Here is a 22,127-nt window from a genome sequence, read left to right as displayed (position 1 = left end):
GAGGTGGCACCGCGATTCCAATCGTCCTCCATGAAACAGTGACCCTGTTTCGTGGAGGACTTTTTTTGACAAATTTCAGGGAGTGACTGTCACCAATATAAGGAGGAGACGAGAATGAACGAGACGAGAGAGATGAGGTTTTACACGAGAGAACTGAATGGAGACGAGTTGACCCCGATAAGTGTTTTTAAGAAGCTTGCCGGCCGGCGGAAGTTTTTGCTGGAGAGTTCGTTAAAGCATGAAAAGGCAGGGAGGTATTCCTTCCTTGGAAGCAATCCTTTTCTAGAGTTCAAAGCGGACGGCAGACATATTATTGAATTTGATTTTAAAGAGGAAACCTTAGTGACCTATACAGGAAACCCTTTTGACAGGCTGAACGACTTTTTTTCAGGGATGACAAAAGCAGAGCAGATTTTTCCTTTCTCAGGAGGGGCGGTTGGCTATATGGGGTATGACAATATCCGCCACTTTGAAAAGATTGGGGATGTTCCTGAAAATTCGCTTGGTATGCCGGATATTCACCTTATGTTTTATGAGAAAGCGGTCATCTTCGATCATTTAGAGAATAAAGTGATTTTGCTGGTTTTACAGGGCTTTACTCAAGATTCCGATCAACATCCTGAAGAGATCCTGGATGAGATGGAAAGAACCATCAGGCAAAGCGATACTTCTCACCATGAGCCGGAGTTTGGGAAGCTTGAGTTTGAATCTCAGGTAACGAAGGAGCAATTCATTTCAATGGTGAATGACGCAAAGGAGCAGGTTTTGAATGGGGAGATATTTCAAGTTGTGTTATCACAGCGCTTTAAATCACCATTCACAGGCGGGCCATTCAACTTGTACCGGAAGCTGAGGCAGACCAACCCTTCTCCCTATATGTTTTATATTGATTTTGAAGACTATATCGTGCTCGGAACTTCGCCTGAAAGCTTTATAAAAGTCAGTGGCAGTAACGTCATTTCCAACCCGATCGCCGGGACGAGGAGAAGGGGGCATGATGAGCAGGAAGATGCTGGATTGGAGAAAGACCTGATTGCGGATGAGAAGGAGGTAGCTGAACACAGGATGCTTGTTGACCTTGCCAGGAATGATCTTGGGAGAGTCTGCAGGATAGGGAGCATTTCGTTGACAAAATACATGCTTGTTGAACGATACAAATACGTAATGCATCTGGTATCAGAGGTGGAGGGAAGGCTTGATCCATCGTACACAAGTATTGATGTTATTACAGCTTGCCTTCCAGCCGGCACAGTCAGCGGGGCACCGAAAATAGCAGCGATGAAAATTATCAATGAGCTGGAAAAGAGTAAACGCGGCGTGTATTCGGGGACTGTCGGCTATATTTCTGTGAACGGGGATATCGATTTAGCCCTGGCCATCCGGACTATGGTGATCAAGGATGGTTATGCATACGTACAGGCGGGGGCTGGAGTGGTCTGCGATTCTAAAGCCGAATCGGAATATGAAGAAACAATCAATAAAGCGAAAGCGCTGATCGAGGTGGCTGAATGATTCTGTTAATAGACAACTATGATTCCTTTACATTTAATTTGTATCAATATATATCCGAGCTTGGGGAGAATGTCCTGGTCAAGAGAAATGATGAACTGACTGTTGAAAATGTTGTTGAACTGAATCCATCGGCGATCATCCTGTCTCCTGGCCCAGGAAGACCGGAACACGCCGGGATATTGATCGAGCTTGTACAAACCCTTTTTGACAGAATCCCGATTCTCGGTGTGTGTTTGGGGCATCAGGCAATCGCTGCAGCCTTTGGGGGCGGTGTTGTCAGGGCAGCGGCTGTCAAACATGGAAAGACCTCACTGATCAAACACAATAATAGCGGGTTGTTTCAATACATTCCGCAGCCAGTCGAAGTGATGAGGTATCACTCACTAGTAGTCAGAAAAGAAACCCTGCCTCCAGTACTAACGACTACTGCCTTATCAATGGATGATAACGAAATTATGTCTTTCAAGCACTTTCAATATCCCGTCTACGGAGTCCAGTTCCATCCGGAGTCCATTGGAACGAAATGGGGCAAGAAGCTGCTTAAGAATTTTATTGATTTAAAGGAGGAAGACAGAAATGAAAGAATTTCTGCAGAAATTATTTGATGGGACTTCATTTGAGAAAGGAGAAATGAAAGCCGCAGTCGACCTTCTTTTAAAGGAGCAAACAAGCGAAAGCGAAGTAGCGTCATTCCTGACAGCCCTGAAAATGAAAGGGGAGACAGTCAAGGAAATTTCAGGGCTGGTTGAACTGCTTCGTGAGCATGCAGACTTTCATGCGGCTCCTTCAGAAAACATTATGGATATTTGCGGTACGGGGGGAGACGGATCTCAAAGCTTTAACATCAGTACGACAACCGCCTTTGTATTGGCTGGTGCCGGGGTCAGGGTAGCCAAACACGGCAACCGCAGTGTATCGAGCAGGACAGGGAGTTCGGATGTCCTTGAGCATCTCGGCATTGCCCTGGATTTTAACAGCGAAGAGATCAACGAGATGCTGGACGTAAATGGACTTGCCTTCCTTTACGCTCCATATGTCCATACCCGTTTGAAAAAAATCATGAAAGTAAGGGGGGAATTGAAAATCCCGACTATCTTCAATATGATCGGCCCCCTTACAAATCCAATGAGTATCGATACTCAATTATTAGGGATTTACAGGCGGGATATGTTGGAAACTATGGCTTCCGTCCTGAATGAATTGGGAAGGAAAAGGGCAATCGTTTTGAACGGGTCCGGCTACATGGATGAGGCATCCTTGGCTGGAGAGAACCACTTAGTCCTGCTGGAAAATGGCCGGACAACGAAGTTCACGATTCATCCCGATGAAGTTGGGCTTCCTGTACATTCGAATGACGAGATCCGTGGAGGCGATGCCCTGGAAAATGCGCAAATTCTTTTGGAAGTCCTTAAGGGAAAGGAAGGTCCTAATCTCGATACAGTCATTTTTAATTCCGGGATAGCCCTCTTGGCCAATGGCCGTACCACAACAGCAGCAGAGGGTGTCAAGATGGCAAGGGAATCCATCTTCAGTGGAGCTGCATATGGAAAACTTCAGCAAACAGTGGAATTTTCTCAACGAAGCAGAAAGAAGGTTATGTAAATGGAGGATTATTTAACAAGAATCATTGACCATAAAAAGCTGGAGGTAGCTCAGTTGAAAAAGGCAGGGTATGAAAAAGCCTGCTTATATAAGGAAACGGAACATAAATTATTGGAGTTCCTTCTCTCCTCGACATCATTAAGAGTCGTTGCTGAAATTAAGCGGGCATCCCCATCAAAAGGAGATATTGCTTTGGAGGTCGAGCCTGCTGTCCAGGCAAGATGTTATAAAGACGGGGGGGCAGCAGCCATTTCTGTCCTTACCGACAGTGAATTTTTCAAAGGGTCGATAGAAGATCTCAAGAAGGTCAGGCTTGAAGTGGACCTCCCGTTGTTATGCAAGGATTTTTTCATCGATGAAATTCAGATAGACAGAGCGAAAGATGCGGGTGCCAATATCATTCTCCTCATTGTAGCTGCCTTGTCACAGGAGAGACTGGAAGACTTATATCATTATGCGGTTTCCCAGGGACTCGAGGTGCTGGTAGAAATACATGATGAAGAGGAAGGCCGGAGAGCTGCAGCACTCGGAGCAGCCATCATCGGAATCAATAACCGGAATCTAAAAACATTCGAGGTGGATTTGGCTACTACAGAAAGGCTTGCACCGTTATTGAATGACAAAAATAGGGTGATTATCAGTGAGAGCGGCATCAAAACAACGGAAGATGCGAGGAGGGCTGCAGTGGCAGGTGCCGATGGAATCCTGGCCGGCGAGTCACTTATGAGAAGCGGCAATGCCGGAAAAGCCATTGGCTCATTTACCGTTGACAAGGAGGCTGCATTACGTGGTTAAGGTGAAGGTATGCGGAATCAAATCAGTGGAGCACGCAGAAGCTGCTGTCGCTGCCGGGGCTGATGCGATAGGAATTATCTTTGCAGAAAGTCGGAGAAAAGTATCTGCAGAAACAGCTGAAGGAATTTGCAAAACCATACCAGATTCAATAATGAAAATTGGTGTATTCGTTGACGAAAGCAAAGAGGAAATAGAGAGAATTGCTGAGGAAACTGGCCTCGATTATATACAACTGCACGGAAATGAGACACCGGAGTTTATCTTATCGCTTAAAATTCCGGCATATAAAGCGCTGTCCATCACGAAAGAAAATGATCTGGATGGGATTGAACATTTCCCCGGCAGCTTTATTTTGGTAGACAGCGGCCATGGTGCAGCAAGGGGAGGAAATGGAACAACCTTTGACTGGTCGTATCTTGAAAGAATTTCTCTTGATAAAAAGGTGATCCTGGCTGGCGGATTGAACGCTGAAAATGTCAAAAGGGCCATAACCAAAGTGAATCCTTACATGGTCGACGTTTCAAGCGGGGTCGAGACAAATGGAGTTAAGGATCCCGAAAAAATAAAAGATTTTATACTCACAGTGAAAAACAGCAGCACTAAGAAGGAGGAAGGAAAATGATTTATGCACAACCGGATCAAAAAGGGCTTTTCGGTCGTTTTGGAGGACAATTTGTATCAGAATCTCTGATGGGTGCAGTAGCGGAACTGAATGAGGCATATGAGAAAGCGGTCAATGATCTGGAATTCCAGCGGGAACTTCAATATTATCTACAGGAATACATCGGCAGGGAAACGCCTCTTTATTTAGCGGCTAATCTTACCAAGCGTGCAGGGGGGGCCAAGATTTACTTAAAAAGGGAAGACCTCAACCACACAGGCGCTCACAAAATCAATAATACAATCGGGCAGGCATTGCTTGCCCAAAGAATGGGCAAACAGAAAATTGTCGCCGAAACAGGGGCTGGACAGCATGGTGTTGCGACAGCAACTGTTTGTGCTTTGCTTAATCTCGACTGTGTCATTTTTATGGGTGAAGAAGATATCCAGCGCCAAAAATTAAATGTGTTCAGAATGGAGCTCCTTGGAGCGGAAGTCATCAGTGTCAAACAAGGCAGTGCCACGCTCAAGGATGCCGTAAATGAAGCGATGCGCTATTGGGTTTCGCATGTTGACGACACCCATTATATCATAGGGTCAGTATTGGGGCCGCATCCTTTTCCTAAGATGGTCAGGGACTTTCAGAGCGTGATAGGTAAAGAGACCAAGAAGCAATTCTATGAAAAGGAAAGCACACTTCCCGATGCGGTTGTGGCATGTGTAGGCGGCGGGAGTAACGCTATGGGGATGTTTTACCCTTTTATTGAGAATGAAGGGGTAAGGCTGTATGGTGTAGAAGCTGCCGGTGCGGGAATGAATACTACCAAACATGCAGCCACTATGACAAAGGGATCCTTGGGCGTCCTGCATGGAGCGATGATGTATGTCCTCCAGGACGAACACGGACAAATCCAGGAAGCACATTCGATTTCAGCGGGGTTGGATTATCCTGGTGTCGGACCGGAGCACAGCCTCTTAAAAGAGACAGAGCGCGTTTCCTATACTGCTGTCACCGACCAGGAAGCCTTGGAGGCTTTCAAAATGCTTTCAGTCGAAGAGGGTATCATCCCGGCACTGGAATCCTCTCACGCTGTGGCGTACGGGATGAAATTGGCGGAATCCATGAGAATGGATGAGAGCCTTGTCATCTGTTTGTCGGGCAGAGGAGATAAGGATGTTGAAACAGTCAAGTCTAGAATAGGAGGGCATCACCATGGGTAAAAAATTTCTTGAAGAGTCTTTAAATCAATTAAAAACAGATGGCCAGGGTATATTCATCCCTTATATCATGGCAGGGGATGGTGGGCTTGAAACCCTCATTGATCACCTGTCCTTTCTGGAACAGTCAGGAGCTTCCGCTATTGAAATCGGTATTCCTTTTTCTGATCCTGCAGCAGATGGGCCGGTCATACAGGAAGCAGGGAAGCGGGCACTGCAAAATGGAACCACCCTGTCAGGGATCATTGAAGTGCTAAAAAAGGAAAGGAGAAAAATCAGCATACCGCTGATTTTCATGACATACTTTAATCCCGTCCTCCAATACGGATTGGAACGATTTGCTGAAGATTGTTCCAGTGCAGGGGTGGATGGCCTGATCATTCCTGACTTGCCTTTGGAACATAACAGCCTTCTGACCCCGTATATACAGAAAAAGGACATAGCCTTGATCCAGCTCGCTTCATTGACCAGTTCAAAGGAAAGGCTGGAGAAAATTGCTGGTTCTTCTGAAGGCTTTCTCTATGCAGTAACAATCAATGGAACAACTGGGGCGGTCAAGCAATTCAAGTCTTCTTTGAAAGACCATTTTCAGCAATTAATAAACGCTAGCGGTGTACCGGTCCTTGCTGGGTTCGGAATATCCACTCCACAACATGTGAGGGAGTTTCTTGCTGTCACGGACGGTGTGGTAGTCGGAAGTCGCATCATTGAGTACTTGCAAAGTGATAAGTTGGATGAAATCAGAGAACTAATAGATGCGGCTAGGCATAAAGCTCCTGTTTCCTAGAAGAATGGAATAGACGCATGGGAGAAGGTGCCGCCCCTGAAAGTCAGTTGAGAAACTAACTTTGGGGGGAAGCACCGAAATGACCCCATGCGTTTTTATGTGGTCTTCGGCTGCATTCCTTCTGATTCCTCCGGTTCAGGCTTAATAAGGATCAAAGCGATGAATGCAGATATGGCGCTGATGCCAATCAAAATCATAAACGTAACTCCTTTTGACAGCAAAGCCACAATCGGAGGGCCGGCAGCAACGCCGATAAAGCGCATGCTGCTGTAAATCGATGTAATCGTTCCGCGGTGCTCTTTCTCTATTCCTTCCGTAATCAAGGCGTCCAGGCAAGGAAGTGCTGCACCAATACCGATGCTGGCCAGCGATAAAAATATCAGGAGCATCCATTTACCATCAGAGAAGAAGATGGGTACTTGAGCCCCGGCTCCTAACAGCATCCCAACTACTATGGCCCATTTCATCAGTACTCTTTTTTTCCCGATGAATTTACCTGTCAAGAAAGAGGTAGCACATAAAAATAATAGAGGCAAAGCCAAATAAAGACCTTTTATCACTCCATCTGTATCATACTTGCTCTCCAGGACATTTGATAAAAAGAAAAGAAATCCGAAAAGAATGAACATCGACACAATCCCTATAATAAAAATGGCTGAAAGCCATTTTCCTTCCTTCCCGAGAATCTCTTTGATTTCTTTTGTGAATTCCTTTATTGTCTGGCCCTTTTCCTCTTTTTTCTCTTTTTTAGGAACTTTTACTAAAAGAAATACCAGTGTGATGGCAATAAGAGAAAAAACCGGTATGGAAAAAAAGGGTATAAACCAGATCCAAGCGGCCAGAAGCGAGCCCAGAACAGGGCTGAGAACTTTTCCAAAGGTGTTGGATGTTTCAATTAATCCCAAGCCTTTTGTTACTTCCGTTTCATCTTCAAACATATCCCCTACGGTCGGAATAACCACTGGGAAAGCACCAGCAGCACCAATCCCTTGTACAAAACGCCCTAGCAGGACGATCCAGTAACCGTCGTTCATCTGCCATGAAGCCCACCCGGAAATGATTCCTCCAATTCCGGCAATGATGAGGCTCGGAATCATGATTTTCTTTCGTCCAAATCTGTCAGACAAATATCCTGCGATCGGTATCAGGAGGATGGCCACAAGAGAGTAAACCGTTATGATCATGCTGGATTGGAATCCGCTAATTCCCAGCTTTTTTTCCATAGTGGGGAGTACTGGTATCAACATAGAGTTGCCCAATGTCATCACAAGCGGAATAGATGAAAGTGCAAATAAGTCCCATTTTTTTTTCTGCTCCATGGAAGTTCCTCCAAATTCAAAAATGAATCACTGAGCTTATTGTTATCAAAATAACAAATTTCATTCAGTTGATTTGAGGAACAATAACGTGCATATGTAAACCAGAACGTGTGTGTTTAACTCCAAGGATAAGAAAGAAGACGTTCCATCACCTTTCTGAAACGTCTATCTCTGTAAATTGAAGGTCTATACTTTTAGGGATCTTTATTTCCAGTATCCCGTCCTTATATTGTGCGGATGAGCCTTTTTTCTTTACAAGTGAGGGAAGGGTGATCACCTGTCTTTCTCCTGAAGAAGGGATGTTTTCAAGAATCGCCTGATTAGAGGTGTGGAAAATCTTCATGTTTTTTACAAGAGCTTCGTCTGAAATTTTAAGCTGTATATAGACGCTTTCAAGTGCTTCAAATATGTTTACGGGTATCTTCTCAACAGGATGATGATCTTCATGCTCTTGCCGGGATTGTTGGGTAGAGTTTCCATTTGTTCCTTCCATGCCGTTCATCCCAGTCATCATGCCGCCCATATTCTTCATGAAATCTCCAGGGTTCTGCATCCCTTGCCAGTCTTTTGGAAACATTTCACCCATTACACCTTTTACGTATTGATCCACATCCTGTGGATTCATATTCTTCATCATATCCTTCATGTTCTTGTTAAAAGGAAAAAATGAGTTCCAAGGAAACATCGACTTCCACCTCTTTTTTTGTAAACAGTATATTCCTTTTTTAGTGTATGCACCTATCCGCCCAGGGGTTCCCGGCGTATATCCAGGCGTTGATGTTTGAAGGGGGGTCAAGTAGGGATAAGAAAAATAAACATGAGACACAGAAAGGAGAATTATTAAATATGAAGGAAAAAATCACTTAGAAACACTGGTGAAACAATCATTAAAAAAAATAGACAAAAAAGTGAATAAAATCAAAAAAAATATTTGGTTTTTTAAGGTAACAGTAGTAAGATGGTTTATGAAAAATGGTAATGATGAAAAAGAAATAATTATTATTATGAAAATCCACTCATTTTACTATTTCAGAATAATCTAAAATTTAGACTTCACTAACAGATTAGGAATAACATTCTTGTGTGAACTCTTGATTTTACTGTTGACGAATTTTTAAAGAATTTGTCACAAATGCTTTATCTCTTCACTTTAGAGTGATAAAATATTGCTGTAAGCGTTTTATATTTCTTTTAAAATACTATACTTACATAGTATTCCAATATTTATACTAAAAATTAGAATGGCGAAATGGTTGGAGGTTTTTCAAAGTGAAAAGACAATCAACAAACCAGGCTGGACCATGGGAAAGTTTTTACGGCCCTAACCTCGGTTATATAATGGAAGTGTATGAAGTTTATTTAGAGAATCCCGAAGAAGTTGACCCTGAACTCAAGGAGCTTTTTGAGCAGTGGGGCCCTCCTTCAACTGCCGAAGCAGGAGGAGGTCAAACTTTGCAGCTGTCCGGCTTACCGGGCGGGAGTCATGATTTAGGGAAAGTTGTAGCTGCAGTGAATCTGGCTGATAACATTCGTACATATGGACATCTGGCAGCGGATATCTACCCTTTGAATGACCGCGATAAAGACAGCAGAAGAATTGATTTGGAAGAGTACGGCCTTACTGAGGAAGACCTGAAGAATGTGCCTGTTGAATTTGTCCTGCCTGAAGCACCTTCCCATGTCAGGAACGGGCTGGAAGCAATCAATCACCTGAAGAAGGTTTACACAAGCAAGCTCGCTTATGAATTTGCACATGTACATGAAATGGAAGAGAAAACCTGGCTTAAAGGGAAAATCGAGTCTGGATCGATTCTCACCGGCTATAGCCATGATAGGAAACGCGCGCTCTTGAAACGCCTTTCCGAAGTAGAAGGGTTTGAAAAATACATCCACCGTACATTTGTCGGGCAAAAGCGTTTTTCAATCGAAGGCCTGGATAATATGGTACCTCTGCTGGATGAACTTGTCCGCTATTCTGTAGAAAATGGAGCAAGGACCATTAACATCGGCATGGCCCACCGCGGACGCCTGAATGTATTGGCTCATGTGATCGGGAAGCCTTATGAAATGATCTTCGCAGAATTCCAGCATGCACCAAGCAAAGATTTAATCCCGTCTGAAGGGTCAATCGGCATCACCTACGGCTGGACGGGAGATGTGAAATATCATCTTGGTGCGGACCGGAATATTGGTGTCAGCGATACGGCACGCGCACGTGTAACATTAGCTAACAACCCAAGTCACTTGGAAGTGGCCAGCCCTATTGTTGCCGGGTATACAAGAGCTGCACAGGAAGAAAGGGAACAAAAAGGGTATCCTGAACAAAATCCCGAAACCTCCTATGCCATTATGATCCATGGTGATGCCGCTTTCCCAGGGGAAGGCGTTGTAGCGGAAACATTCAATATGAGCGGCCTTCGCGGATTTAATACCGGCGGGTCCATCCATTTGATTGCGAACAATATGATCGGGTTCACGACAGAGAGCTATGATTCCCGATCTACTAAGTATGCATCTGATACGGCTAAAGGATTTGAAGTTCCAATCGTCCATGTCAATGCAGATGATCCGGAAGCATGCCTTGCAGCTGCTGTATTGGCATATGAATACCGAAATAAATTCAACAAAGATTTTGTTATCGACCTGATTGGCTACAGACGATTCGGCCATAACGAAATGGACGAACCAATGGTGACAAATCCGTTAATGTATAACAAAATCCATAATCACCCGACTCCACGTAAAATCTATGAAGATAGATTGATCTCAGAAGGTGTCGTTACACAAGATGAGGCAGCAAAGATGGAGAAGGATATTGAGGAAACGCTGAAAGCTGCGTATGAGAAAGTTCCTACGAAGGATGAGAATCCGGATATTGTCATGAATCCGCCTGAAGATGTAACAAACGGATTCCCTCATATCGATACAAGCGTTGATTTTGAGCAGCTCCATGCATTGAATGATGAACTGCTCAAATGGCCGGAAGGTTTCTCGCCATTCAAGAAATTGGAAAAAATCCTTCAGCGGCGCGGAGGCGTATTCTCAGGCAAAGGCAAGATTGACTGGGCCCATGCCGAGACACTTGCATTCGCAACCATCCTTAAAGAAGGGACACCGATCAGGCTTACCGGCCAGGATTCTGAGCGGGGAACATTCGCACAGCGCCACCTGGTACTCCACGATCACGAAACGGGCGAAGAATTGATTCCTCTTCATGAATTGAAAGATACAAACGCATCCTTTGCTGTATTCAACAGTCCGCTGACCGAAACGGCGGTTGTCGGATATGAATATGGTTATAATGTCTTTGCACCTGAAACGCTTGTTCTTTGGGAAGCGCAATTTGGTGATTTTGCCAATACCGCACAGGTAATGTTCGATCAATTCATTACTGCCGGCAGAGCAAAATGGGGACAAAAGTCTGGGCTTGTCATGCTGCTGCCTCATGGTTATGAAGGACAGGGACCTGAGCACTCCAGTGCGAGACTGGAGCGATTCCTGCAAATGGCTGGAGAATATAATTGGACAGTGGCGAATTGTTCAACTGCCGGCCAGTATTTCCATATCCTGCGCAGGCAGGCTGCGATTCTTCAGAAGGAGGAAGTAAGGCCGTTGGTCATCATGACTCCGAAAAGCCTCTTAAGAAACCAATTTGCAGCCGTTACTGCAGACGAATTGGCAAATGGCCAATTCAAATCAGTGCTTGAACAGCCTGGACTTGGGAACGAAGAAGAAAATGTAGAAAGAATCGTCCTTACAAGCGGAAAGATGGCAATCGATCTGGAAGAAAGCCTAAAAGATAAAGAAGGCTTGGATTGGCTGCATATCCTGAGAGTTGAAGAGCTATATCCTTTCCCTAAATCAGATATCTCGGAAATCCTTAAAAAGTATCCGAATCTGAAAGAATTGTTATGGGTTCAGGAAGAGCCTAAGAATATGGGCGGCTGGACGTTTGCAGAGCCTCGCCTGCGTGATATCGCTCCAGATGGTGTCGAGGTGAGTTATGCAGGGCGCAGAAGGCGTTCCAGTCCTGCTGAAGGGGAGCCGACAGTCCATAAAAAAGAGCAATCAAGAATTATCAGTGAAGCGTTGACAAGATAATCAGGAGGAGGAAGACAAAGTGGCAGAAATTAAAGTACCAGAATTAGCAGAATCCATTACAGAGGGTACAATTGCCCAGTGGCTGAAGCAACCGGGTGATTACGTAGAAAAAGGGGAATATATTGTTGAACTGGAAACAGATAAGGTCAATGTCGAAGTAATCTCCGAAGAGGCTGGCACGATCCAGGAATTAAAAGCTGAGGAAGGCGACACGGTCGAGGTCGGCCAGGTCATTGCCATTGTCGGTGAAGGCGGAAAGCAGCCTGCATCTTCTGTCAGTGGAAATGAAGAAAAGGCAGAAGCTCCTAAAGCAGAAGCAAAACAAGAGGAGGCTTCCCCTGAACAAGCCCAGCAGGAAGACAAGAAAGAACGGGTCATTGCTTCACCGGCTGCCCGGAAATTAGCGCGTGAAAAAGGAATTGACTTAACTCAAGTACCGACTGATCCACTGGGCCGAGTCCGCAAACAGGATATTGAATCGTTTGAGAATAAGCCTCAGTCTGCTCCTTCTAAACCGGCAGCATCCGAAAGCAAACCAGCTGCTCCTAAACAGGACAATGGTAAACCGGTTGTACGTGAAAAAATGTCACGCCGCCGCCAGACAATTGCAAAACGTTTAGTAGAAGTACAGCAAACTGCAGCTATGCTTACGACTTTCAACGAAATCGATATGTCAGCGGTTATGGAACTGCGTAAACGCAAAAAGGACAAATTCTTTGAGGCGCATGATGTACGACTTGGATTTATGTCTTTCTTCACCAAGGCTGTTACTGCAGCATTAAAGAAGTATCCATATGTCAATGCTGAAATTGACGGCAATGAAGTCGTTTTAAAGCAATATTATGATGTCGGCGTAGCCGTATCTACAGATGATGGTCTCGTTGTTCCTGTTGTAAGGGACTGTGACCGCAAGAACTTCGCAGAAATTGAAGGCGAAATCATGGAACTGGCTACGAAAGCGAGAAACAACAAATTGGCTTTGAGTGACCTTCAAGGCGGATCTTTCACTATTACAAATGGCGGTGTGTTTGGTTCCCTGCTATCTACACCAATCCTGAACGGACCTCAAGTGGGTATTCTGGGAATGCACACAATCCAGCTCCGTCCGGTAGCGATTGATAAAGATACTATGGAAAACCGTCCGATGATGTACATTGCACTTTCTTATGATCACCGTATCATCGATGGTAAAGAGGCAGTGGGCTTCCTTTCAATGATTAAAACTCTTTTGGAAAATCCTGAAGACCTTTTGCTTGAAGGATAATACTGATAATGAGCAAAACCAGCGGAGTCCACTCTGCTGGTTTTTTTATTTTTTTTTTGACCAGTCAGTGGATAAGGTGGATTTCAAATTTGCATGATGCGATTCCAGCTTGGAGCATGATATTGGTGAACCAATCGGTAGGGAAAGCCGGAGATATATGAAATGGCCAGAAAAGGTACATCATATGAAAAGGAACAGAGGATGTTATAAATTAAATCGGGAAAGGTGTCACCTTCACGGTAGAAAGAAGGGTGTCCTGGAATGCCCGGTAAAACATATCAAAAAAGGAAGGAAGAACATTTGATATGTATTAATCAGGATCTGACTGATTAAGCCGGGAGAAACAGCAAAAAGGAGAAAGCCTGCGATGAAACCGGCTTTCTCCTTTTTGTTAGTCAGTGTTCAATTAACTATTTGGCAAGGTCATAAGTAGGACTTTCTTCAAATTTTCCTAACAGGCTTCATCCCTCGACTATGAATCTCTTTCTTAAGCATCTGAATCCAGTCACGGTCAATACCGTTTTTCTCGGCGTCACGATACGCTGCAACCAATTGTTCATTACTCATAATCTTCATGGAAAACCTCCCAGGAGAATTTAAAATATAGAATGTTCTATATTTTCTATATATTCTACCTTTAAAAGTCAGGATTGAAAAGGGGATATATAAAAAAATTTCAAGAAAAATTTTACATGTAAAAGGGAAACTACCAAACCATTATGTATATATTTTAAAAATTCTAAAATTTATGATAATATATAGGCGGATGATGTGGAGAAGAGGATATCTGGTTACGCAGGTCATTGTTGTTCCATAAGAAAAACATTTTACTTGAATGGGGGAAGTGGGTTGTCGAACTTGTTGAATGTCACAGTAGGCAGTTTATTGGAAAAAAAGGCGGAACTGCAAGGGGAAAGGGACGCGGTTGTTTACAATGATCGAAATTTAAGATTGTCTTATGAAGATTTTAATCTCCATTGTCGAAGAGTTGCAAGAGGCTTGATGGGGCTAGGTCTGCAGAAGGGAGAGCATATGGCTGTTTGGTCAACAAACACGCCCGAATGGCTTTATGCCCAGTTTGCGACAGGGAAAATGGGTGCTGTCTTGGTGACAGTCAATACCAACTATCGGACTTCTGAGCTTGAATATTTGTTGAACCAATCAGAAGCAACAACCATTTTGTTAATGGATCAATACAGGGATGCCTCTTACATTGAAATGCTGTATGAAATTTGTCCCGAATTAAAGGATTCTGAACCTGGAAAGCTTGAAAGCAAACGGCTTCCATCCCTTCGAAATGTCATTGTATTAAGTGAAGATCGCTACAAGGGTACATACAACTGGGAAGATATACTGCAAATGGCAGATACCATTGAGGAAACTGAGCTTGAAGAGCGGATGGGCAGCCTTGATCCTGATGATGTAATTAATATGCAGTATACTTCAGGAACTACAGGCTTTCCAAAAGGCGTCATGCTGACCCACAGCAATATTGTAAACAATGCATACAATATTGCTCAATGTATGAGATTGACTAATGAAGACCGGCTTTGTATACCTGTGCCATTTTTTCATTGCTTCGGATGTGTCCTCGGAACGATGGCCTGTGTGTCTGTGGGAGCAGCAATGGTACCAGTACAGGAGTTTAGCCCGGAAAAAGTGCTCCAGACGGTACAGGATGAAAAGTGCACCGGATTGCACGGTGTTCCGACAATGTTCATCGCTGAGTTGAATCATCCTGACTTTGATCAATATGATCTTTCATCCCTTCGGACAGGAATCATGGCAGGAAGCAACTGCCCCATAGAAGTCATGAAAGGGGTGATTGAAAGGATGGGTGCCAATGAAATCACAATTGCATACGGTCAAACTGAATCGTCACCTGTAATAACACAGACACGAACAGACGATCCGATTGAGATACGGGTTGAAACAGTTGGACGGGCACTGCCCAATGTAGAAGTGAAAATTGTCCAGCCGGGCACCGATGATGAGGTACCATTTGGAGTGCAGGGAGAACTTTGTACAAGAGGGTATCATGTAATGAAGGGCTATTATAATAATGAGGAAGCAACAGCTGATGCGATTGATTCAGATGGCTGGCTGCATACAGGCGATTTGGCTGTCATGGATGAGAATGGATATTGCAGGATTACCGGCCGTTTGAAGGACATGATCATCAGGGGCGGGGAGAATATATATCCAAGGGAAATCGAAGAATTTATCTATACACACCCTAAAGTGCTGGATGTGCAAGTCGTGGGAATTCCTGACGAGGTTTATGGAGAGGAAGTCATGGCATGGATTATCTTAAAAGAAGATCAGACAGCAACAGCGGATGAATTTCGTGAGTATTGCAGAGGGAAAATTTCCCGGCATAAAGTTCCCCGCTATATCGAATTCACAGATGCCTATCCGATGACTGCATCTGGCAAAATACAGAAGTTCAAATTAAGGGAAGAAGCGGAGAAAAAAGTATTATACAGGTAAAGGAAGGGCTTTTGAAGCGGGTAGGTGATTGACGCCCGCTTTTTTTGTCTGCAGGGTAAAATGGAAAAAAAGGAGATGGTGAAAGGGATGTAGAATGAATTATTAAGGGGGCAGGCGGACTGTATTACGATCAAACAGAGAAGTAGAATCATATAAAACAGCAAGGAGGATTACAGAGAGAAAATGAAGATTTTTGTATACGGCTCATTAAGGAGAAATCAAAAGTATCATTACTATTTGGAAGATTGTATGCTTATATCTGAACAGGCTTGGATAAAAGGTGAACTATATGACACAGGGGAGGGATACCCTGCCCTTAAAGAAGGAAATGACCGGGTATATGGTGAAATTTATGAAATCAACCAGACAGTACTTGCCAGTATAGATGAACTGGAAGATTATAAAGAAAACCATGATGACAATCTTTATTTAAGGCAGGCGGCTCAAGCCCAAACAGATAAAGGACCGGTTGATGTCATCTATTACACAGGATTTCAACCATCGTTGTTTCAAGGCTGCATTGCTTCCGGGGATTGGACGCTTCATACATTCATGGAGGAAAAGCCGGAATCGCTTCTTTATTTTGCCTATGGATCTTGCATGGATCTGGAAAGATTCAAGCTTGCAGGGGTAGACCATCATTTTCAGGAACCGCTTGGAAAAGGGACGTTGGAAAGGTATTCAATGAAATATACCTTTGTCGTCAATGACGGAGGCAGAGGAGATATCGTGGAAGATGGGGGTAGAACGGAAGGTGTTGTATACAGGCTTCCTTTTGATGCAGTGGAGTATCTATATAATAGGGAAGGAGTCGTCCCTGGATGGTATCGTGCAGCTCTTGTGAATGTTGTGGTGAATGGCATCTTGATCCCCAACGTTCTGACCTTCATTGTCAATCACCGAGGGAAGGAAACACGTCCTCCTGCCCATTATGCCCGCGAAATTCTAAGAGGGTCGCAGCCATTTGTAAGCCAGGAGTATCATCAAAAACTGAAAAAGCAGCTGCTGCTGCTGGGGATGTCTGAAGATGAGGTCGAAAACCTCTTGGAATCTAAGTAACCACAAAGGAAGGCAGAGAAAATGGACACACAAAAAATTATTGAAGCAATTGAAGATCATCATTGGGATTATGAAAAGGAATGGATCCCCTCTTATATTGAAACAATCGATGAGTATGGATTAAGAGCAACCAAAAATCCCAGAATGCACAATGTGTTAAGCAACAAGGTAGTTGATTTTTCATTTGAAGAAATGCAGCTGGCAGAGCAGAAATGGAAACAGGTAAAAGAATTCTTTGCTGATGTGCCTTTCAGTCTCTGGCTGGAAAGTGTGCAAAGTGAAAGGCTTTATCCTTTTTTGGAAGAGGACGGATATCAAATCACAGACAAATATGACGGTGTAGCTTTCAAGATTGAAGAATTTGCAGCCGAGGAAACAATAAATAAAAACATAAAGTATATAGAGGTCAAAGAAGATGAGGAAATCCGGATGCTTGTCGATGTATCTTCAGTGATTTGGGGGTACGCCGAGGAACAGCGGAAATCCATATTTGATCAAAGAAAAAGCTACATAACTTCTCCTTACAGTAAAGGGGGATATATTCTAGGTATTAAAAATGGGAGGGCGGTTGCCTACAGTAACTACAGGTTCAGCAGTGATGGAAAAACAATGTATATGAATGGAAGCGGGGTATTGCCGGAATACCGCCATAAAGGCATTTATTCGGATATGGTGAGATTTCGTTTGCTGCTTGCAAAATCAATGGGAGCAGAACTTGCCACCTGCCAAGCCAGACAAGGCCACTCTTCTCCTGTACTGAAAAAACTGGGTTTCTTAAAATACTCAACGTATGATTATTGGGTATATAATAAATAAAGGATCTATTGTCATAGACGGGAGGGTGGGCATGGCTTTTTTAATTGAACTTGTAAATGATTTAGGTTATTTTGCCATGTTTATTTTCAGTTGGCTGATCTTTATCGGGTTTCCGCTTCCGAATGAAGCAGCAGCTGCTTTTTCCGGAGTTTTAACAGAATGGAGGGGGTACTCACCTTTCATTGCATTTACAGCAACTTATCTTGGTGTCATTAGTTCCGGCACATTTGGATACGGAATGGGTAAGGTAGCGAAAACACGATTATTACATAGATTTGAGAAGGCGAAATCAAAGATACTCATAAAGAAAGGGCAGGCGTGGCTGAGTAAATATGGGACAGCAGGGATTTCCTTTAGTTACTTCATTCCAGGGATACGACTAGTCATGCCCTATATAGCTGGTGCTTCTGGAATCTCAATCGGAAAATTCATGCTGGCAGCCTACCCTGCGGCATTGGTCTGGTGTATGATATATTTTCAGATAGGAAGATTTTTTCCATCCACCTTTTCCTCTATCATTGAAAATCTCTCAACTGCACTCACAACTGTAATCATAGCGATAATTGTTATCGCAGGCGGATACCTCTACTATAAAAAGAAGAAGCAGTCAGGCAGCTCAGTGATCAAAAGAGGGGAATGAACTCAGCCTTGCTCCAATGGAGGGTCCATTTCTTCAACTATGGTATAATAATGTCCCAAAAAGCCAATTGCTTTAATGGTTGTGTGCTTACCTTCTTTTCCCTCGAATGTTTTTGAAACGGTATTAAAAAGAAGGTATCCCTCTTTGGTCCTTGAACCAATGACAATAAGAGTGCGTGATTCCCCGGTGTCATCCTCTTTCATTGTGCAGGATACGGAGGCGCAGGATATTTCATATTTATTTTGCATCCATTTATTGAAATCTTCTTCATTGGGACGGTGGGTTGCTGAGTAAACCATTAACAGGAAAATTGCAACTGCCAGCAATCGGTTTAATAGTTTTTTCATCGTATTCACCTCAAAATATATATTCCTACTATACCATCTAAATACCAATTGAGATAGTTCGTTTTTTATAGTCGTGGTATCGTTTGAGGGAATGAAGATGGTAAAGGGCAGGATGAAATAAGTTGCTATTGAAGTGTTCGGCCTGGAGGAATATACTAATGAGAAAGAGAAAGATTTAGAAAGGAGACAGAATAATGATCCATCGTGACTGGACAGACCGTCCTGCCATCAAGACAGTGAAATGTGTACATACAAATGCAGCAAAGTATAAAGTTGAAAATGTATTAACAGAAGGAAAGAAATATGAGGTGAAAAATGAATCTGAGGATTATTTCTTCGTAATTGATGACAGCGGAAAAATGGGCGGATTCTATAAGGATTACTTTGAGGAAGCCAAATAAGGATTAAAACGGTGAATGCTATGGGCATTCACGTTTTTTTTTTGCAGATTGAAGTGATCGACTGAAGAGGTAGATCCGGAGATCACTGTGCTCTAGAAGTGAAATTTTCGTTTGAAGGGGCACGAATAGGAGAGAAATGTGGTTTGAAAGGACAGATTTTGAAGTGAACATACCGCTTTACAAGGACGCCCCCAGCCCACAGTGATAAGCATCGCGAAACCATCACCCAATACCGATGACTACTTCTGGACGACAATCATTGCAGTGAAAACGTTTTTACATGTAGAATGGTTTCTAGTGTACAATTTTCGTTTAGGAAGGAAGTATAACCATGAGTTTAGAAAACCAATTACCTGAAGCCATATCAGGCATTTTAACCAATAGAAAAGCGCAATTTGTGGGAAGTGACTATCAATCACTGATCGGTGAAGGAGGATATACTGCAGAAGAGACTGCAATCCTTGAAGATGCTGTCATCGCACTGGCAATGGGGAAGAACGTTTTATTGAAGGGGCCGACCGGATCAGGAAAGACGAAGCTCGCAGAAACACTCTCATTTATCTTCTCACAGCCGATGCACAGCATTAACTGTTCCGTCGATATGGATGCGGAAGCTCTGCTGGGATACAAAACCATTGCAGATAGAGACGGAAAAAGCACAATTGAATTTATCGAAGGCCCGGTCATCGCAGCGATGAAAAAAGGCCATCTGCTCTACATTGATGAAATTAATATGGCGAAACCAGAAACCCTGCCGATCTTGAATGGGGTTCTGGATTATCGCAGGATGATCACCAACCCATTCACAGGGGATGTCATCAAGTCCTCGGAAACGTTCGGAGTCATTGCAGCCATCAATGAAGGATATGTTGGAACGGTTCCCCTTAATGAAGCTTTGAAAAACAGATTTGTTGTCATTGATGTGCCTTATATCAGCGGCCAGACATTGAAATCAGTCCTAATGGAACAGAGCCGGATTGAGGATGTGAAGCTGGTGGAGAAGTTTATCTCTTTGTCTTCTGATCTGCTGGTTCAAGTCAGAAATGGTCAAATTTCTGAAGAAGCTGCATCTATCCGGGCATTGATTGATGCTTGTGACCTTGCAGTGTATCTTCCGCCGCTGAGAGCAATTCAGCGTGGAATCATTGATAAGCTGGAGGATGACAGAGAAAAAGCAGCCATTCTTAATATCGCAGAAACTCTTTTTGAGTAAGGATTGATTGTATGCGCCGATTTATACAGTTTAATGATGAACAAATCGATTCTTTTTTATTTATGGAACTGACTGATCTGGCCAAGACTCTGTCTAAAAATGGGGATATGGAACTTGACTATGGCCCGCATTCCTATTTGGACCTTAGGGATGATAAAGTCTATGTTACCCATTTTTGGGATCATAGAAGCAGGATGGAAGAGATACATGGATTGAAAAGCGATATCTTTCTCAGGACAATCGGGAATTTAAAACATACCAATATCTCCGAGACCGCCAGATATTTAGAAAAAGTAAAAACATCAAAACTTCCCAGCATTGGAAAGCAGTTATTTGTTCTGGGAGAAGATATACGCCTGGAAGAAATCTGCAAACGTGAAAGGCCTGGTACCAAAGCAGCCTTTGGGACGCGCAGGAAATTGTACAGACAGCACTTCCACTCTCAATTAAAGGTGAATTTGGTGAAAAGTGTGTTTACAGATGCATTATTTAATAGTATGTATTTAATCCTTAATGCGCAGTCACCGCTTGAACAGGAGATTTCCATTAATCACCGAATTGATAGGGCCATGCCGTTTATAAAGGATTCACTTTCAACGTTTTTTGAAGCCCGTTCTACCAAGGACGTGAGCAAGGTGTGCCTTGATTTAATGGAGGTTCTTGAAGAAATCCTCGAAAAAGATATGTTAAATGAGTATTTTCATTTGCCGGAAAAAGTCTATGCTCCAGATGAAAAGGACTTGACCGTAGAGGACTTAAAAAGGAAAGACCCTCTTCAAAACGATGATACTTTGGATGAGAAAAGTACGGGCGAAGAAGAAGTTTTTGAAGAAGAGATGAGGACATGGCACCGGGAAACGAGCAATAAAGGCGATTCTTTCCTCCAATTTGACCTTGACCAGGGCTCGAAGTCAGATCTTATGGGTAATGGGGTACGAGAAGGAGATGAAGGGGACCAGGCTCTGGGAATGGTCCAGGGATCTTCTGAGGAGACAGCGAATAAGGATTATTCGCAAATGGAAGCGGCCCGGCAGGACAGGGATGATGATCAGGGCGGGGGAGAATCGGAGTATGGAAAAGAAAACCGGCACGCCTATCCGATATTCCTGAAACCAGATCTTCCGGGGTTTGAAGATATCAAAGCTTATGACATCAATAAAGGCTTGATTGGACCATATCAGAAAAAGCTCCAAAAGATGATCGAAAAAACGTTGGAACATAAAAAAATCCTACCGAGAAGTGATCTCCATTTTGGACGGTTGAATAAAAAGCTTTTGAGATTCCTTACTGACGACAATCCAAGGCTGTTTTATAAAAAACAGAATCCTTCATCAGAAATCGATGCCGTTTTCTCATTGCTTGTGGACTGTTCAGCCTCCATGTATGACAAAATGGAACAAACCAAGATGGGAATCACGCTGTTCCACGAATCGTTGAAGTCGGTCAGAGTCCCCCATGAAGTAGTGGGTTTCTGGGAGGATACCAACCATGCGACTGAAACCAGGCAGCCCAATTATATGAAGGCGGCACTCGATTTCAGTAGCAGCCTGAAGCCGGGAAGCGGCCCGGAAATCATGAGCCTGCAGCCAGAAGAAGACAATCGGGACGGATTTGCCATCAGGCTTATGACAGAAAGGCTTCTGCATCGAAGCGAAAAGCAGAAATTCCTTCTGGTTTTTTCAGATGGTGAACCTGCTGCCTTTGATTACGAGCAAAATGGAGTAGTGGATACACATGAAGCTGTGTTACAAGCGAGAAAACAGGGGATTGAAGTCATCAATGTGTTTCTTTCCAATGATGACATTACAGAGGCTGAAAGAAAAATGATTGAAAACATATATGGAAAGTTCAGTATCCTTGTTTCTGATGTAGAACAACTTCCTGATGTCTTGTTCCCGCTATTGAGGCGGTTATTGATAAAAAGTATCTAAAGAGATAAGTATAGATGCCTGCTGCTGACATG

At 43.5% G+C, this 22,127-nt stretch carries 20 protein-coding genes and 1 other annotated feature (1 of these 21 cut by a window edge); of the genes, 16 read left to right on the top strand and 4 right to left on the bottom strand.

Annotation, left to right across the window (positions count from 1 at the left end; genetic code table 11):
• Positions 1-32, top strand: a binding site (T-box leader); it begins 222 nt to the left of the window's first position.
• A gap of 82 nt (positions 33-114) precedes the next feature.
• From trpE to trpA, 7 genes are read left to right on the top strand one after another with little or no spacing between them, the layout of a single operon-like run.
• Positions 115-1,512 (top strand): anthranilate synthase component I, encoded by a 1,398-nt coding sequence (gene trpE / locus AC4E8A_RS14285; RefSeq protein ID WP_490193808.1) that lies wholly within the window; start codon positions 115-117, stop codon positions 1,510-1,512.
• Positions 1,509-2,117 (top strand): anthranilate synthase component II, encoded by a 609-nt coding sequence (locus AC4E8A_RS14280; RefSeq protein WP_490193807.1) that lies wholly within the window; start codon positions 1,509-1,511, stop codon positions 2,115-2,117. Before trpE ends, AC4E8A_RS14280 begins: the two co-directional genes overlap by 4 nt.
• On the top strand, positions 2,089-3,114 hold the full coding sequence (gene trpD, locus AC4E8A_RS14275) for an anthranilate phosphoribosyltransferase (protein WP_490193806.1): 1,026 nt from the start codon (positions 2,089-2,091) through the stop codon (positions 3,112-3,114). Before AC4E8A_RS14280 ends, trpD begins: the two co-directional genes overlap by 29 nt.
• Positions 3,115-3,909, top strand: a complete 795-nt coding sequence (gene trpC, locus AC4E8A_RS14270) for an indole-3-glycerol phosphate synthase TrpC (RefSeq protein WP_490193805.1) — start codon at positions 3,115-3,117, stop codon at positions 3,907-3,909. It begins immediately after the preceding gene.
• A complete protein-coding gene (locus tag AC4E8A_RS14265; protein WP_490193804.1) occupies positions 3,902-4,531 on the top strand; it encodes a phosphoribosylanthranilate isomerase in 630 nt (209 codons plus the stop codon). Before trpC ends, AC4E8A_RS14265 begins: the two co-directional genes overlap by 8 nt.
• Complete coding sequence (gene trpB / locus AC4E8A_RS14260; RefSeq protein WP_490193803.1) at positions 4,528-5,730, top strand: tryptophan synthase subunit beta; 1,203 nt, start codon at positions 4,528-4,530, stop codon at positions 5,728-5,730. The genes AC4E8A_RS14265 and trpB overlap by 4 nt, the downstream gene beginning before the upstream one ends.
• Positions 5,723-6,514, top strand: coding sequence for a tryptophan synthase subunit alpha (gene trpA, locus AC4E8A_RS14255; protein WP_490193802.1), 792 nt, complete (start codon positions 5,723-5,725; stop codon positions 6,512-6,514). The genes trpB and trpA overlap by 8 nt, the downstream gene beginning before the upstream one ends.
• 95 nt (positions 6,515-6,609) lie before the next feature.
• Here trpA and bcbE read toward each other — a convergent pair whose 3' ends face one another.
• Together bcbE and AC4E8A_RS14245 are read right to left on the bottom strand one after the other, a co-directional pair.
• Positions 6,610-7,833, bottom strand: coding sequence for a bacillibactin exporter BcbE (gene bcbE / locus AC4E8A_RS14250; RefSeq protein WP_490193801.1), 1,224 nt, complete (start codon positions 7,831-7,833; stop codon positions 6,610-6,612).
• Positions 7,834-7,981: 148 nt separating this feature from the next.
• On the bottom strand, positions 7,982-8,518 hold the full coding sequence (locus AC4E8A_RS14245) for an Hsp20/alpha crystallin family protein (protein WP_490193800.1): 537 nt from the start codon (positions 8,516-8,518) through the stop codon (positions 7,982-7,984).
• A 584-nt stretch (positions 8,519-9,102) separates the two neighbouring features.
• Between AC4E8A_RS14245 and AC4E8A_RS14240 the strand changes: the two genes are divergently transcribed.
• Together AC4E8A_RS14240 and odhB are read left to right on the top strand one after the other, a co-directional pair.
• Positions 9,103-11,934: a 2-oxoglutarate dehydrogenase E1 component gene (locus AC4E8A_RS14240; RefSeq protein WP_490193799.1), complete on the top strand. Its 2,832-nt coding sequence runs from the start codon at positions 9,103-9,105 to the stop codon at positions 11,932-11,934.
• Positions 11,935-11,953: 19 nt separating this feature from the next.
• A complete protein-coding gene (odhB, locus tag AC4E8A_RS14235; RefSeq protein WP_490193798.1) occupies positions 11,954-13,198 on the top strand; it encodes a 2-oxoglutarate dehydrogenase complex dihydrolipoyllysine-residue succinyltransferase in 1,245 nt (414 codons plus the stop codon).
• A gap of 441 nt (positions 13,199-13,639) precedes the next feature.
• On the opposite strand, the gene sda is transcribed toward odhB, so the two are convergent.
• On the bottom strand, positions 13,640-13,774 hold the full coding sequence (gene sda, locus AC4E8A_RS14230; protein ID WP_490193797.1) for a sporulation histidine kinase inhibitor Sda: 135 nt from the start codon (positions 13,772-13,774) through the stop codon (positions 13,640-13,642).
• Between the two features lie 273 nt (positions 13,775-14,047).
• On the opposite strand from sda, the gene AC4E8A_RS14225 reads away from it, so the two are divergent.
• From AC4E8A_RS14225 to AC4E8A_RS14210, 4 genes are all read left to right on the top strand, one after another.
• The gene (locus AC4E8A_RS14225; protein ID WP_490193796.1) at positions 14,048-15,688 is read left to right on the top strand and encodes an AMP-binding protein; all 1,641 of its coding nucleotides are present in this window, start codon (positions 14,048-14,050) and stop codon (positions 15,686-15,688) included.
• A gap of 183 nt (positions 15,689-15,871) precedes the next feature.
• Positions 15,872-16,747 carry a gamma-glutamylcyclotransferase family protein gene (locus AC4E8A_RS14220; protein ID WP_490193795.1) on the top strand — a complete coding sequence of 292 codons (876 nt, stop codon included), beginning with the start codon at positions 15,872-15,874 and terminating at the stop codon, positions 16,745-16,747.
• A 21-nt stretch (positions 16,748-16,768) separates the two neighbouring features.
• On the top strand, positions 16,769-17,563 hold the full coding sequence (locus AC4E8A_RS14215) for a GNAT family N-acetyltransferase (RefSeq protein ID WP_490193794.1): 795 nt from the start codon (positions 16,769-16,771) through the stop codon (positions 17,561-17,563).
• A gap of 31 nt (positions 17,564-17,594) precedes the next feature.
• A complete protein-coding gene (locus AC4E8A_RS14210; RefSeq protein ID WP_490193793.1) occupies positions 17,595-18,203 on the top strand; it encodes a DedA family protein in 609 nt (202 codons plus the stop codon).
• A gap of 2 nt (positions 18,204-18,205) precedes the next feature.
• On the opposite strand, the gene AC4E8A_RS14205 is transcribed toward AC4E8A_RS14210, so the two are convergent.
• Positions 18,206-18,550 carry a hypothetical protein gene (locus AC4E8A_RS14205; RefSeq protein ID WP_490193792.1) on the bottom strand — a complete coding sequence of 115 codons (345 nt, stop codon included), beginning with the start codon at positions 18,548-18,550 and terminating at the stop codon, positions 18,206-18,208.
• Between the two features lie 194 nt (positions 18,551-18,744).
• On the opposite strand from AC4E8A_RS14205, the gene AC4E8A_RS14200 reads away from it, so the two are divergent.
• From AC4E8A_RS14200 to AC4E8A_RS14190, 3 genes are all read left to right on the top strand, one after another.
• The gene (locus AC4E8A_RS14200; RefSeq protein ID WP_490193791.1) at positions 18,745-18,951 is read left to right on the top strand and encodes a DUF6501 family protein; all 207 of its coding nucleotides are present in this window, start codon (positions 18,745-18,747) and stop codon (positions 18,949-18,951) included.
• Between the two features lie 331 nt (positions 18,952-19,282).
• Entirely contained in the window at positions 19,283-20,164 is an 882-nt protein-coding gene (locus AC4E8A_RS14195; RefSeq protein ID WP_490193790.1) for an ATP-binding protein, read from the top strand.
• An 11-nt stretch (positions 20,165-20,175) separates the two neighbouring features.
• Positions 20,176-22,095 (top strand): vWA domain-containing protein, encoded by a 1,920-nt coding sequence (locus AC4E8A_RS14190; RefSeq protein WP_490193789.1) that lies wholly within the window; start codon positions 20,176-20,178, stop codon positions 22,093-22,095.
• Positions 22,096-22,127: the final 32 nt, after the last annotated feature.

The sequence above is a fragment of the Bacillus sp. SRL337 genome (assembly GCF_984799155.1).
Note: the sequence above shows the minus strand (reverse complement) of the source record. Positions and strands in the feature narration are given on the sequence as shown.

Bases quoted from the DNA above. Each gene is read 5' to 3' on its own strand.
- trpE (WP_490193808.1), top strand. From the start codon at position 115: ATGAACGAGACGAGAGAGATGAGGTTTTACACGAGAGAACTGAATGGA.
- AC4E8A_RS14280 (WP_490193807.1), top strand. From the start codon at position 1,509: ATGATTCTGTTAATAGACAACTATGATTCCTTTACATTTAATTTGTAT.
- trpD (WP_490193806.1), top strand. From the start codon at position 2,089: ATGAAAGAATTTCTGCAGAAATTATTTGATGGGACTTCATTTGAGAAA.
- trpC (WP_490193805.1), top strand. From the start codon at position 3,115: ATGGAGGATTATTTAACAAGAATCATTGACCATAAAAAGCTGGAGGTA.
- trpB (WP_490193803.1), top strand. From the start codon at position 4,528: ATGATTTATGCACAACCGGATCAAAAAGGGCTTTTCGGTCGTTTTGGA.
- trpA (WP_490193802.1), top strand. From the start codon at position 5,723: ATGGGTAAAAAATTTCTTGAAGAGTCTTTAAATCAATTAAAAACAGAT.
- bcbE (WP_490193801.1), bottom strand. From the start codon at position 7,833: ATGGAGCAGAAAAAAAAATGGGACTTATTTGCACTTTCATCTATTCCG.
- AC4E8A_RS14245 (WP_490193800.1), bottom strand. From the start codon at position 8,518: ATGTTTCCTTGGAACTCATTTTTTCCTTTTAACAAGAACATGAAGGAT.
- sda (WP_490193797.1), bottom strand. From the start codon at position 13,774: ATGAAGATTATGAGTAATGAACAATTGGTTGCAGCGTATCGTGACGCC.
- AC4E8A_RS14220 (WP_490193795.1), top strand. From the start codon at position 15,872: ATGAAGATTTTTGTATACGGCTCATTAAGGAGAAATCAAAAGTATCAT.
- AC4E8A_RS14215 (WP_490193794.1), top strand. From the start codon at position 16,769: ATGGACACACAAAAAATTATTGAAGCAATTGAAGATCATCATTGGGAT.
- AC4E8A_RS14210 (WP_490193793.1), top strand. From the start codon at position 17,595: ATGGCTTTTTTAATTGAACTTGTAAATGATTTAGGTTATTTTGCCATG.
- AC4E8A_RS14205 (WP_490193792.1), bottom strand. From the start codon at position 18,550: ATGAAAAAACTATTAAACCGATTGCTGGCAGTTGCAATTTTCCTGTTA.
- AC4E8A_RS14200 (WP_490193791.1), top strand. From the start codon at position 18,745: ATGATCCATCGTGACTGGACAGACCGTCCTGCCATCAAGACAGTGAAA.
- AC4E8A_RS14195 (WP_490193790.1), top strand. From the start codon at position 19,283: ATGAGTTTAGAAAACCAATTACCTGAAGCCATATCAGGCATTTTAACC.
- AC4E8A_RS14190 (WP_490193789.1), top strand. From the start codon at position 20,176: ATGCGCCGATTTATACAGTTTAATGATGAACAAATCGATTCTTTTTTA.